Here is a 12,706-nt window from a genome sequence, read left to right as displayed (position 1 = left end):
CTCAGGCTTTCTTGGCGGCCTTGCGGGGCGCGGCGACCGCACGCGCGGGCCGATTGACGATGCTTGTTCCCCCCTCGCCAATCTGCGTGCGGGCGTGGGCGAGGGCGGCTTCCACCAGGTAGCCCGAGCGGGTCTTGCCCTCGGCCTGGGCGGCGCGGTCGATGCGCTCCAGGGCGCGCTCGTCCACCGAGATGTTGATGCGGACCGACTTGCCGGGCAGTTCGACCGGCACCGCGACCGCGATGCCGCCCTCGACCCATTCGGGTTCACAGGTTCGAATCCCATCCAGGGACCGCAGTTCGGGGAGCGCCTCACCATCCTCCACCATCCCCTCGACGTGGAAGGCAAGGGCCTGTGCGCCATTGGCGATGGCATCATCCAGGGTGGTGCCGCCGGAGATGCAGCCGGGAAAGTCGGGGAAGGAGATCCCGAAGGTGCCGGTCTCTTCGTGGATGATGCCGATCGCGTGTGCCATGTCCTGCTCCTGTGTCTTTTGGTGAGGGGAGGGGGGTGCCCCTCACCAGTCCCACCCCGCCTGCCTGTAGATGGACCGCAGGGTCCCGGTGGGTATCTCGCGGGCGCCCATGTCCAGGGTCACGCGGCCCTGCTGATCGGGGCGCTTGAACTGGAGGTGATCGCCCGGGCCCTTGCGGACCACCTGCCACCCATCCTGTTCCAGCATCTGCCGGATGATGCGCGGCTGGTTGGATTTGCCCTTGCGACCCATTCTCGTGCCCCGTTGTTTGTGTGTGTATTGATACACAACGAGGCGGGCGCGGTCAATGGGAAAGTGTGTAGCGATACACAAAAATGCAGGATGGCGGCATGAGCGCGCCTTGGCAATTCGGCGCCTTGCGGACCTTCGGCTATGACCTGATCGCCGCAGACCCGCCTTGGGATTTCGAGCTTTATTCAGAGGCGGGCGAGGGGAAGTCCGCCAAGGCGCATTACGCCACCATGTCGCTTGCCCAGATCGAGGCCTTGCGCGTCGGCGATCTCGCCCGGGGCGACTGCCTTCTTCTTCTGTGGTGCTGCGAATGGATCCCGCCGGCGGCACGCCAGCGCGTGCTCGACGCCTGGGGCTTCACCTATAAGACATCGATCATCTGGCGGAAGACGACGCTGGCCGGAAAGGTGCGCATGGGTCCCGGATATCGCGCCAGGACCATGCATGAACCCGTGATCGTTGCCACCGCTGGGAATCCTCGCCACGCGGCCTTTCCGTCCATCTTTGACGGGATCGCCCGCGAGCACAGCCGCAAGCCGGAAGAATTCTTCGCCATGGTCGAAAAGGCCGCGCCGCATGCCGCGCGGGCGGATCTGTTCTCGCGTCAATCCCGTCCCGGCTGGGACGGGTGGGGGAATGAGGCAACAAAATTCGACGCCTCCAAGCACAAAGGGGCAGCGGAATGAACGCCCCCTTCGCGCTCGATGATCGCATTACCGTCGTGCTCTTCGCGGGCATGGGTGGTGGCTGCTCGGAGCCACGGATATGAAAATCGTTATGCTGACCGAGCTACACGCGGCTTTCGTGCGTGCGGATTATTGCGTACCCGCTGTCGCGGGGGATCGTTCTTCTGATGTCTTCGACCGCATCGTCTCGTCAATGGGGTTCTCTCAAGAAATAAACGTTCCAGAACGTGTAAAAAATACAACAATGTCAGTATATTTGCGAAATCGGACGTTATCCGAGCGGAATACATTTGATTTAAAATCATTCGTGATTTCACGATGCGTGTTGCGACAGCGATCTGCCGTTTGTAAGCGCGGCGGTCTACGGGCGCGTGTAGCGTCGAGGGCTAAGCAAATAAAATACAATGCATCTTGGGATTTGCCCGTATCAAAAGAGGCGGCTCAGCCAGAGCATGCGGGTGTGCTAGCGAAACTTCCAGCGGAACGCTTTTACACAACCAAAGAATGGCTCCAACTTCGCGTCGAAGTGATACGGAACGCCAAATCGCGGTGTGGAATGTGTGGTGCTTCGGCGAAACAGGTTCGGCTCCATGTTGATCACATCAAAAGCCGCGTTGCTTATCCTGAGCTTGCCTTTGCAATAAAAAATCTACGAGTGCTATGCGAAGCATGTCACAGAGGGCGGCATCTTGCCGATGCCGTGTCATGCTGTTGACGCGCCGCGCAAATCGCGCCACCCTGCCGCTTGGAGCGTGGAACCTCCGAACAAGCGGCTGGCCGCGTCGTCATCGCGGCTATTTTTGCGCCCGGATTTTTCCGGATGCGCCTCCTATGGCGGGAGGGCAGGTAATAAGGCTTCGGCCGAATAACTGCGCCTGCTCTTGTTTCAGGTTCCAACCTCCCGCCACCAGGTGGGCCGTGGAATGCCTCTCTGTTGGCGCGTCGCAACGCCTAACAAGAGGCAGCACCATGGCCCGCAAGCCAAGGCGCGCGGACGCGCGCCCCCTCGTCGACACTTTTCCCGATCCTGAACGCTATCCGCTGCGCCACACGCGGCGGCCGCCGAAGACCATCACGCATCTCGTGGGCGAGGAGGCGCTGGCCCTCCTCTCCGCGCTCTCGGCGCGCCTTCATCCGGTCGCGCTGACGCCGGAGGGATCCGTCTTCCTGGCCGATCTGCCGCAACATCTTCTCGATCGCCTCGCCGCGCTCGGAGTGGATCGGGAGGATTGCGAGCCGTCTCTGGCATGGTCGAACGCATGGCCCAACCAGGAATTCTCCCGCCACGCCGGTGCCGTCATCGACGGCGAGGTGGATGCCGGCGAGGAACCGGAGGAGCAGGACAGCGACAGGGAGCCGGATGCGGGCGATCTGCCCGAATTTGATCCGGCGGAAGACGGCATCGCCGACCCCGATGCCCTGGCCCTCTTCTATCAGGAAAATCCGCGGTTTCGGTTGATCGGGGAGGGGATTTGACCATGCAACCCCGCCTTTCGCCTTCATTCCAAAGCGTGGTCGATCCTTTGCACAGCATCGATCTTGCCGCGCACCGGCTGCGCTTCTTTCGCCCGCCTTTGCCCGGGCCGCACTTGCCGTGGCACAGCGCGGATGATCTCCAGCGGTGTCTCGGTCTGCCGCCCGCCGCCCGCCTGAAATTCCTGCGGGACAACCCGTTCCGCGCGGCGACGCGGACCGTCGCGACCCCGGATGGGATCGCGACCATTGCGCCCCATTTCATGGCGCAGGGGCTGATCTCGGGCGCCCTGGATTTAGGCCTCATTCAGCCGGGCTTTGAATCCTCTTACGTCAAGGGCGCCGTGGCGGCGCTCCGGCAATTGATGGGCGATCTGCCCCCCATGGCGCGGCTCTGCTACGCGCTCACGGCCTTCGATAATGATGGAGCTTCGCAATGACCGCCCATGCGCTTGCCTTGATCCAAGTGGAGTTCCACGGGGACACGCTGTTCGCCGTTGAGCGCGACGGCGCGGTGTTCATCGCGATCAAGCCGATCTGCGATGCCCTGGGGTTAGTATGGAGAAAGCAGCAGGAAAGGATCCGCCGCGACCCGATCCTGTCTCAAGGTATCACCATGGTGGTGATACCTTCGCCCGGCGGGCCGCAGGAAACGACCCTTCTCCGCCTCGACCTCGTGCACGGATGGCTGTTCACCATCGATGAAGGCCGGGTGAAGGACGAGGAGACTCGCCGGCGAGTGCTGCTCTACAAGCGGGAATGCTACCGGGCGCTCTTCAGCCACTTCTTCGGAGAGCGAGGGGGGCACCATGACGGTGTTCCCTTCGAAGGCTTGGAGGGTGAGGGGGTACTGAATGTCCGTACCGCCTCGGCCTCGGAGGACTTCGGCCCGCTCTCCGACCTCTCGGCCCGCTGCCGCATGGTGGAAATCACCGAGCGGCTGTCGGGAAAATCCGCCGCCCGCGCTCTCTGGCGTCACCTCGGCTTGCCCTGGGTGGGTGAGATGGACCCGTCGGGGGCCATCCTGGCCGAGGCGGATGATGCCGTCGCCCGCTTCGCGGTCGAGGGTATCGAACGGGTGCGGGGCGTGGTGACGCCAGCCGCCATGCTCTTGCCGGCCTTTTCCGCCTTCTGCAAGCGGCGCGATCTGGCAAACCCCGGCGAGAACAGTTTCCTCACCCGCTTCGGCCGCATGGGGTTCGCCAAGCGCAAGATCGCCGGCCGCTCCGTCTACCAGAACATCCGTCCGCGCTGCCTGGAAGAAAGTGCGGGGGATGGTGCGTCTTGACTCCGCCTCCCCCTATTCCCGACGCCGGGCCGCCTGGAATGGACCCGCTCGCCACCATTGCCGCCATCGTCCGCGCGGCAGCCGATGCCCCGCAGCCCCCTGCGAGCGATCCGGCGCCGGAGGGAGACGCTCGCGATTTCGATGGTTTCGAGGATTTCGACCCGGGCGAGGATGCGGCGCCGCCATCCGGCCCGGCGGTCGACGAAGAGACCGTGAAGCGCTGCGCCGGTGAGGCGCAGAACGACATCGGCAACGCCCGCCGGCTCATCGCCCATTTCGGCGAGGATCTGCGCTGCGGGCGCGAACTGGGCTGGCATGTGTGGACCGGCACCCATTGGGACATGGAGGGCGGAAAATCCGCCATTGAAACCCGCGCCCATTGGACAGCCAGCCGCATCGTGCTCGAGGCGCGGGTGCTCAAGCCATTCGCGGGCGAGAAGGAAGAGGATTTCGACAAGCGCCGCGCCTCGCGCCGCAAGTTCGGCATCTCCTCGGGCAATCGCGCCCGCACGGTGGCGATGATTCAGCAGGCCGAGCCCTATCTCACCGTGCCGGTGGACGCGTTCGATGCCGATCCACTGCTGGTGGCGGTGCAGAACGGCGTGCTGCGCTTCACGCGCGAGCTCGATCCCGAATGTCCCGAGCCGGATGCGGTGCGCTGGAAGGGCAGCTTTTCGTTCCAGCCGCACCGGCGCGAGGACCTGGTGACCAAGGTCATGCCTGTGGCTTACGACAAGGACGCGAAATGCCCGTGCTTCCAGGCCTTCCTCGATCGCTTCCAGCCGAATCCGCTCATGCAGCGGTTTCTCCAGGTGTTCCACGGCCTCGGCATCATCGGGCGCACGGTGCAGGCCCTGGTGTTTCACTACGGGGGAGGGGCGAACGGCAAGAGCACCTTCATCAACGCCATCTGCGACCTGATGGGCGCCTATGCACAGCAGCTCTCGGCCGAGAGCCTGACCGGTCAGGGGCAGCGGCGCGGCGACCAGGCAACGCCGGATCTCGCCCGCCTGCCTGGCGCCCGGCTGGTGCGCGTGTCCGAACTGCCGCGCGGCGAGCCGCTGAAGGAAGCGCTGGTCAAGCAGCTCACAGGCGGCGAGCCCATGCTGGTGCGCCATTTGAACAAGGGCTTCTTCGAGTTCCTGCCGGTGTTCAAGGCCGTCATGTCGGGCAATGACAAGCCGCGCATTGGCGGCGTGGATCACGGCATATGGCGCCGCATGCGCCTCGTGCCTTGGGAGGTGACCATTCCCGACGCGGAACAGCGCGAGATGGGCGAGGTGCTGGCGGAGTTCGCGGCCGAGCGCTCCGGCATCCTCAACTGGCTGATCGAGGGCGCGCGCCTCTTCCTGGTCGAGGGGCTGGTGACGCCGGAAGAGGTGATCGCCGCAACGGCCGAATATCGCGAGGAGATGGACCCTATCGGCTCATTCATGGCCGATTGCGTCGAAAGGACCGATCCGAGCGAGAATGCCAGCGTCACCGCGCGCCAGATGTACGAGGCCTATGTCTCATGGTCGCTCGCAAACGCGCGAAGACCTTGGAAGGAGACCGCGTTCGGCTCGGCCATGCCCCACAAGGGCCTGACCAAGACCAAGGAGCGCGTGCGCCGCTATCTCGACTGCCGCCTGCACGACGTGCCCGCCCGGCCCGATGCGCAGCACGCGGACGCGCCCCGCAGCCCCCAAAATCCCTATGGCGACCTCGAATGACACCCTCGCAGGCAAGGCGTCGGCCGGATTGTGCGCGGACTGTTGCGCGCCGGCCACCGAGGGTTGCGAAGGTTTTGCGAGGGTGCGTGCGAACCCTCGCAACCGGAATTCGATAACCAGGGCAGGGGCTTGGCGGAGAAGTGCGAGGGTTGCGAGGGTTTTGCGCGTACGCACACATGGAACAACGGGGGGATAGGGGGCGAATTTTCTCATACATCTAAGAGAAACCCTCGCAACCCTCGCAACTCTCGCAAAGCGACAGATAACCAATTGAAAAAGCGTCAAGAAAAAATCCGCGAGGGTTCGCGGCCTGAGGATCGAACCCTCGCAACCCTCGCAAAGCGTTGAACCGGAAGGGATGGGCAATGAAAACGATCGATATCGAGCATCTGGTGCGTTGGGCCTATTGCGATGAGTTGCCTAAGGTCGGGCGCCCGACCTCGTTGGTTGCCGCTATTCGGTCGGGGTGGTCATCCTTGTCGCGTTACGGTGAATTGCTGACCGTGGTGCAGGAGCCGGATATCCTCAATCAATGGGGGCTCGTGCCGCTCGAGGTCGAGGGCGGCGATCCGCACCCCGACGCGCTCGCGGTGGCGGCGGCGGTGGAGGATTTGGCTAAGCTCGATGTGGAATTGCCTGAGGGTTGGAACCCGTTGACGGATATGGGCGATCTTGGTGAGGAGGGCGCCGAGGCGGTTCGGCGCGGGCTCGATCGATTGTCGCCCCTCACCGAGGAAGGGCGCAGGAAGGTTCGCCAACCCCTTTCGCGGCTCGTGATCCGCCAGGCAATCCTTGGATGCGCGCCGGCGTGGGAGGCAGGGCCTCCCGTCCGCCGCGTCGTGAGTGGTGCGAACGGCAAGCCGAGGTGGTTTCGCCAGATCACGCATCTCAGCCCTGGCGCATTTGGGCCCGTGGCGAGCGTGGTCGAGATTGACGGCTTCAATGGTTCGCGGCAGAGGCCTTTCCCCGGTGCGTATCGCAAGTTCGAACTCGTCCCCGACCCTGCGCCCATCGTGGTCGAGCGCGGCGAATATGAGCTCTGGATTGCCGCGCTCGGCTGCCTCGCCGAAACCCTTGCGGATCAGGGCCTGAGTGCGCATCTCGTGCATCATTCCGCACGTCCCGCACGGCCGTGGGAGGCGCATGTGTGCAGCGCAGTCAGCCGTCCCCCTGTGGGTGAATCGGCTGTGACGTGATCGACGCCCCGAAAAAGAATTCAGCACCCGCTTGACGTGCGGGTGGAATTTGGAGCATCACTTGTCACAGATAAAAAGTAACCCGGTCGCTTCGCAGCGCGCCGGGTTTTTTCATGCCCCCGGCCCGGCCAGAGGGGCGCCCTCAAGCCCTCCCATTCCCCACCAACGTGGCGCGCCCCCCCCAACGCGGGTCCTCCCCCGGCACCCCCACCCTCCGCGGGCACGCTGCTCCCGGGCTTTTGCCAGTTGAGCGGTCTCAAAATCAGGGTTGTCGATGTTGTCGGACGCAACAACCATGGTTGCCGCGCCCGATGCTGTCATGTGGACGGCCGCGCGCGTGGCAGAGCGCGACGGGGTCACGAAACAGGCGGTCACGAAGAAGGTCCGCGAGCTCGCCGAGCGGCATCATCTGCTGGTGGAGCGCAACGGGCTCGGCGCCATCGTCTCGTTCAACGTGGTCCAGTACGATCACCTGCGCGGGAAGCTTGGAGACCCCTCGAAGGCCCAGGCGCCGCGACGGGACATCCCTGAACCGCCGCTAAAGCCGAATGAGTCATACGACGAGGCACTGCGCCAAAAGACGTGGCACGAGGCCGAAAAGCGCCGCCTGGAGCTTGCCGAAATCAAGGGCGAGCTGGTGCGCAAGGACATGGTGGAGAACGCGCTCGAACAGGTCTGCGAGCGCATCATCCACGTCATCGATCGCTTGCCGCGCGCCGCAGACGAGATTTCAGCGGCCGTCGCGAAGGACGGCACCCACGGTGCCCGCGTCCACCTGAAGGTGCTCGCCAGCCGGATGCGCGAAGACGTCGCCCGTGCGCTCGCAGAGATGTCTGACGCCGCCCCGATCGAGGACACCAGTCGGTCGGAGGAGGCTTCGACGTGAGCGGCCATCCTGGTGCGCTGCGCCTGGTGTCCGGACGGATTTCGCGGGGCGTGAAGCCGCCGGAACCGATGCCGCCGTCGCGCTGGCTGGCCGAGAATCTGGTGCTGGTGGACGGGGAATCGTCCGGCGAGCTGTGGTCGCCGGAAGGGGCGCCCTATCTGCCCGAGATCGCCGATTGCCTTTCGGACGATCACCCGTGCAATTTCGTGACGGTGCGCAAGTCGCAGCAGACCGGCGCCTCGATCCTGGCGCTCGGCTGGTGCCTCTACATCGCAGAACGGGAGCCCGCGAACACGCTCTATGCGGTGCCGGGCCTGGAGACCCTGCGGGACATCAGCGGGCAGAAGCTGCAACCGCTTATCGACGCCTGGCAGCGGCGTATGAAGCGCACGGTGATCTATCCGGTGACCGCTCGCGCCGGCACGGGCTCGACCACGTACGAGAAGCGCTTCCCTGGCGGCTACCTGTCGCTGGCGAACGCCAACGCCGTCATGGACCTGTCCATGAAGACGGTGAAGAAGGGCGTGCGGGACGAACTGTCGAAATGGCAGGACATTCCCGGCGTTGGCGATCCGGAGAATCTGTTTTTCGGCCGCTTTACCGCCTTCCGGCGCACCAAGTCGTTCAAGATCCTCGATATCTCGACGCCGGAAATAGACACCGGCGACGAAACGGGCGAGACCGCCGGCCACTGTCGCATCGACCGCGCCTTCAAGCGATCGGATCAACGGTTCTGGCGGGTGCGCTGCCCGGAGTGCAATCGCGCGTTCGTGCACGACATCGCCCTGTTCCGTGTGGACCGCGAGCATCCGCACAAAAGCTATTACCAGTGCCCGAGCTGCACGCACCAAATCTCCGAGCCCGAGCGCGTGATCGCGGTGCGCGAGGGCTACTGGCACCCGCAGATGCCGGGCCTGGGCCGCGAGCCGGGTTTCCACATCGACGCGTTCATTTCGCTGATGATGTCCTATGAGGCCATTGCCGAGGATGTCATAAAGGCCAAGACCGAGAAGGATCAGAAGGACCTGCACAATCTGGTGCTGGGCCTGCCCTACAAGTTCCGGGGCGATGCGCCGGACCATGTTCGGTTGATGGAGCGGCGCGAGGATTTCCCGCGCCGGCGCATCCCGGCACACGCACTGCTCATCACCGTGATGGCGGACGTCCAGCACTCCGGCATCTATTTCGAGGTGGTGGCCTGGGGGCCCGACAAAAGGTCATGGACCATCGACGTCGGCTTCCTCGACGGAGATACCACGGATGACCGGCGCGGGGCCTGGGTCTCGCTCGCCGAAATCTACGAGCGCAGCTATGAGGACGCCTTCGGCAATCGCCGTCGCGCCGACGCCTTCGGGGTGGACGCGGGCGACGGCGGGCGCGCCAATCAGGTCTATGCCTGGTGCGCGAAGCGCGGCAGCGCCTATGCCCTGAAGGGCGAGGATGGCTGGGAGCGTCCCGCGATCTCGGCCCAGCCGAAGCTGGTGGACATCGACCTAGAAGGTCGGGTCACGAAGAACGGCGCGAAGCTCTGGAAGACCGGAACATGGTCCCTGAAGCTCGATTTTTACGACTACCTGCGCAAATCGCGGGTGTCGGAGGATGGGCTCACCATCAATCCGCCGGGCTATTGCCATTTCGCGCTATGGCTTGACGAGATTTATTTCAAGCAGATCACGTCGGAATTCCTCGAAGACGTGATCAACCGCGGGCGCGTCACCGGGCGCCGCTGGACCAAGCGCGGGGAAAACCACTATCTCGATTGCCGGATCGGCAACATGGCGATGGCCGAACACCTCGGCCTATCCGCCATGTCGCCGGAGGAATGGCGCGAGCTGGCCCGCCGGCGCCAGGTGCCGGACGGGACATTGACGCCGGATCTGTTCGCACCCGAGCCGCACCAGGTGATGGCGGCGGGGATTGGCCGCAGCGAGCCAGAGAGGCCTTTCGAAGCGCCAGAGCCAGAGCCGCAGCCGGATAGCTGGCTGGGCGGATTCAACATCGATTTCTGACCCCGGGCGGACCCATGACGGATACCACGTTCACCGCCGCTGACGTGGCGCGCCTTGAGCGTGCCGTCGCCATGGGCGAACTCCTCGTCGAAGTGGAACTCGGTGGCGAACGCCAGCGTGTGCAATATCGCTCCATGAGCGAGCTGATGCAGGCGCTCACCTATGCCAAAGCCCAGCTCGCCGGCGCTGGCGGTCGCGAGGTCCTGCCATCCACCCTCGCGCAGTTTGAGCGCGGCTGATGGCGCAGCTGAACGCCTTCGAGCGCGCGATCGCCTCCGTTTCGCCGGGCTGGGGCGCCCGCCGCCTGTCCGACAAGTTCGGCCTGGAACAGGTTCAGGAGACGGTGCGCGGGTTTGACGCGGCCCGCCACGACCGGCGCACGGCCTCGTGGCAGACCTCCGGCGGATCGATCAGCCGCGAGATGTCGGGCGCGCTGCCCACCATCCGCAACCGCTCGCGGGATATGGTCCGCAATAACGAGTGGGCGCGGAACGCCAAGCAGAAGCTGGTGGCCCATATCGTCGGAACCGGCTTCACGCCGCGCCCGCCCGCAGGGCTCTCGAAGACGACGAAGAAGCGCCGGCGCGACCTGTGGAACGCCTTTTCGGACAATTGCGATCCCGAGGGCCTGTCGGACTGGAACGGAAAGCAGGCCCAGGCCATCGGCGAGGTGGTCGAGGGCGGGGCCGCCTTCATCCGCTGGTATGTGCGGCCGCCGGAATGGGGGCTGAAGGTGCCCCTCCAGTGCGAGGTTCTGGAGCACGATCACCTCGATCTCGCCAAGACCGAGATCCTGCCCTCCGGCAATGTGGTGATCAGCGGCGTCGAATACGATTCCTTCGGCCGGCGCGCGGCTTACTGGCTGTTCCCGATCCATCCGGGCGAGATCACGCTGATCCGCAGCAGCACGTTCCTGTCGGAGCGGGTGCCGGCGAGCGAGGTGGATCACATATTCCGCATCGATCGGGCGGGGCAGGTGACGGGTGTGCCGTGGCTCGCACCCACCTTGCTGCGGTTGCGCGACGCGGGGGATTACGAGGAGGCTGAGCTCGTCCGCAAGAAGATCGAGGCATGCCTCACCATCTTCGTGCGGCGCACCGGGCAGGGCGCGAGCAACCTAGCGCAGCGCGAAGCCCAGGGAACAGACAAGCGCGGCCGGCGGCTGGAGAAGATCGCCCCCGGCATGATCGCCTATCTCAATGACGGCGAGGAAGTCTCGCCGGTCACGCCCACCCCGTCCAACGGCTATGTCGACCACATGACGCGGCAATTGCTGGCGTCGGCGGCGGCCACGGGCCTGCCCTATTCGTCCATTTCGGGCGACCTGACCCGCACGAACTTCTCGTCCATGCGGGAAGGGAAGCTCGATTTCTGGCCCCTGCTCGATCAGTGGCAATGGCTGATGGCCGTGCCGCAGATGCTGCGCACGGCCGACCGCCGGGTGCTCGCCGCGGCGACGGCGCGCGGGCAGGGCGTTTCGGGCGATTCGCGCTCGGAATGGACACCGCCCCGCCGTCCTTGGGTGGACCCGCTGAAGGACGCCAAGGCCAAGGAAACCGAACTTGCCCTCGGCCTAGAAAGCTGGCGCGAGGAAGTCGCCGCCCGGGGCTACGACCCGGACGAACGGCTGGAAGAAATGGAGCAAGACGCGCCGCTGCTGGCCAAGGCCGGCATCGCATTCGGCCAGGCGCCGGGCATTCCCTCACAGGAAGACGCAAATGACCCACCAGCCGCGCAGTGATGCCTTCGCGCTGCCGATGCAGACGCGCGCCATCGCGGTCTCTGCCTTCGACGTGGAGGCGCGCACCATCGATCTGGTGTGGACCACCGGCGCCCGAGTTCTCCGCTACGACTGGTATCGCGAAGAGCCGTACGAGGAAGAGCTCGTCGTTTCCGCTGAAGCTGTTGACCTCAACCGGCTGAATTCCGGCGCGCCGCTTCTGGCGGCCCATTCCCAATGGTCGCTGTCCGGCATTCTCGGCGTCGTGGTCCGCGCCATGATCGAAAAGGGCGAAGGCCGCGCCACGGTGCGCTTCGCCAAGGCCGAGGATGATCCCGATGCTGACCGGGTATTCCGCAAGGTCGTGGACGGCATCATTCGTAACGTCTCGGTCGGATACCTCCTGCGCAAGGTGGAGCGCATCCGCCAGGCCAGCGGGATGATGCTGTGGCGCGTCATCGACTGGCAGCCTTACGAAATTTCCTTCGTCGCTGTCGGGGCGGATGCGGGCGCCGGCGTGCGCTCCGCCGATGCCCCGACTTATCCCATCGTCTTCGAGGATAGCCGCATGTCCGATCCTGTCGTTCCCCCCGTCGTTCCGCCCGCCAATCCAGCCGCCGATCCAGCCCAGGGCGCCCGCAGCGAAACCCAGCCGGCCCCGTCCGGAGCGGCCCCGCAGGAACACACCTGGGCGGCCGGCGAGATGGCCAAGGTTCAGGCGCGCGCCCTGTCCTTCGGGCTCGACGCCGCCGCCGCCATCGAAGTGATGGGCACGGCCCGCTCACTCGAAGAGGCCACGGATGCCCTGCAGACCAAGGCCTCCACGCTCCAGTCGAAGCGGCAGAACCCGCACCACCAGGGCAGCATGCCGCCGAACCCCGACGAGGCGAAGCGCGCCGAGGCGCTCGATCCCAAGAATGTCTACGCGCGTCGCATGGAAGCCACGCGCGCCGCCGCCACGCGCTGAGCCTTTCGCCCGGCGTTTCTCCACCCGCGAAATCGCGAGGTT

General features: G+C 65.1%; 14 protein-coding genes. 12 read left to right on the top strand and 2 right to left on the bottom strand.

Translation table 11 applies throughout. From position 1 onward, the window contains the following. Position 1: 1 nt before the first annotated feature. Together V5G24_RS13270 and V5G24_RS13265 are read right to left on the bottom strand one after the other, a co-directional pair. Complete coding sequence (locus V5G24_RS13270; RefSeq protein ID WP_394085801.1) at positions 2-475, bottom strand: type II toxin-antitoxin system HicB family antitoxin; 474 nt, start codon at positions 473-475, stop codon at positions 2-4. A gap of 42 nt (positions 476-517) precedes the next feature. Then, positions 518-727: a type II toxin-antitoxin system HicA family toxin gene (locus V5G24_RS13265; RefSeq protein WP_394085802.1), complete on the bottom strand. Its 210-nt coding sequence runs from the start codon at positions 725-727 to the stop codon at positions 518-520. A gap of 98 nt (positions 728-825) precedes the next feature. On the opposite strand from V5G24_RS13265, the gene V5G24_RS13260 reads away from it, so the two are divergent. The 12 genes from V5G24_RS13260 to V5G24_RS13205 all read left to right on the top strand — a co-directional run bounded on the left by V5G24_RS13260 (position 826) and on the right by V5G24_RS13205 (position 12,664). Continuing rightward, complete coding sequence (locus V5G24_RS13260) at positions 826-1,413, top strand: MT-A70 family methyltransferase (RefSeq protein ID WP_394085803.1); 588 nt, start codon at positions 826-828, stop codon at positions 1,411-1,413. Positions 1,414-1,492: 79 nt separating this feature from the next. Then, positions 1,493-2,128: an HNH endonuclease gene (locus tag V5G24_RS13255; protein WP_394085804.1), complete on the top strand. Its 636-nt coding sequence runs from the start codon at positions 1,493-1,495 to the stop codon at positions 2,126-2,128. Positions 2,129-2,382: 254 nt separating this feature from the next. Next, positions 2,383-2,889: a hypothetical protein gene (locus V5G24_RS13250; RefSeq protein ID WP_394085805.1), complete on the top strand. Its 507-nt coding sequence runs from the start codon at positions 2,383-2,385 to the stop codon at positions 2,887-2,889. A gap of 2 nt (positions 2,890-2,891) precedes the next feature. Next, positions 2,892-3,326 (top strand): hypothetical protein, encoded by a 435-nt coding sequence (locus V5G24_RS13245; protein WP_394085807.1) that lies wholly within the window; start codon positions 2,892-2,894, stop codon positions 3,324-3,326. Continuing rightward, positions 3,323-4,174: a phage antirepressor N-terminal domain-containing protein gene (locus V5G24_RS13240; protein ID WP_394085808.1), complete on the top strand. Its 852-nt coding sequence runs from the start codon at positions 3,323-3,325 to the stop codon at positions 4,172-4,174. The genes V5G24_RS13245 and V5G24_RS13240 overlap by 4 nt, the downstream gene beginning before the upstream one ends. Then, the gene (locus V5G24_RS13235; protein ID WP_394085809.1) at positions 4,171-5,886 is read left to right on the top strand and encodes a DNA primase family protein; all 1,716 of its coding nucleotides are present in this window, start codon (positions 4,171-4,173) and stop codon (positions 5,884-5,886) included. The genes V5G24_RS13240 and V5G24_RS13235 overlap by 4 nt, the downstream gene beginning before the upstream one ends. A 365-nt stretch (positions 5,887-6,251) precedes the next feature. Then, on the top strand, positions 6,252-7,082 hold the full coding sequence (locus tag V5G24_RS13230) for a hypothetical protein (RefSeq protein ID WP_394085810.1): 831 nt from the start codon (positions 6,252-6,254) through the stop codon (positions 7,080-7,082). Between the two features lie 295 nt (positions 7,083-7,377). Beyond that, positions 7,378-7,968 (top strand): ArsR family transcriptional regulator, encoded by a 591-nt coding sequence (locus V5G24_RS13225; RefSeq protein ID WP_394085811.1) that lies wholly within the window; start codon positions 7,378-7,380, stop codon positions 7,966-7,968. Then, positions 7,965-9,977, top strand: coding sequence for a terminase gpA endonuclease subunit (locus tag V5G24_RS13220; protein ID WP_394085812.1), 2,013 nt, complete (start codon positions 7,965-7,967; stop codon positions 9,975-9,977). The genes V5G24_RS13225 and V5G24_RS13220 overlap by 4 nt, the downstream gene beginning before the upstream one ends. Before the next feature lie 14 nt (positions 9,978-9,991). Next, on the top strand, positions 9,992-10,216 hold the full coding sequence (locus V5G24_RS13215) for a phage head-tail joining protein (protein WP_394085813.1): 225 nt from the start codon (positions 9,992-9,994) through the stop codon (positions 10,214-10,216). Then, complete coding sequence (locus V5G24_RS13210) at positions 10,216-11,718, top strand: phage portal protein (protein ID WP_394085814.1); 1,503 nt, start codon at positions 10,216-10,218, stop codon at positions 11,716-11,718. Before V5G24_RS13215 ends, V5G24_RS13210 begins: the two co-directional genes overlap by 1 nt. Further along, positions 11,696-12,664 (top strand): HK97 family phage prohead protease, encoded by a 969-nt coding sequence (locus tag V5G24_RS13205; RefSeq protein ID WP_394085815.1) that lies wholly within the window; start codon positions 11,696-11,698, stop codon positions 12,662-12,664. Before V5G24_RS13210 ends, V5G24_RS13205 begins: the two co-directional genes overlap by 23 nt. Positions 12,665-12,706 lie beyond the last annotated feature (42 nt).

Origin of the sequence: Roseixanthobacter finlandensis (assembly GCF_043195105.2) — a bacterium.
Classification (GTDB): Bacteria; Pseudomonadota; Alphaproteobacteria; order Rhizobiales; family Xanthobacteraceae; genus NCEH01.
The sequence above is the reverse complement of the archived record's forward strand: the minus strand, read 5'-3'. Positions and strand labels throughout refer to the sequence as shown.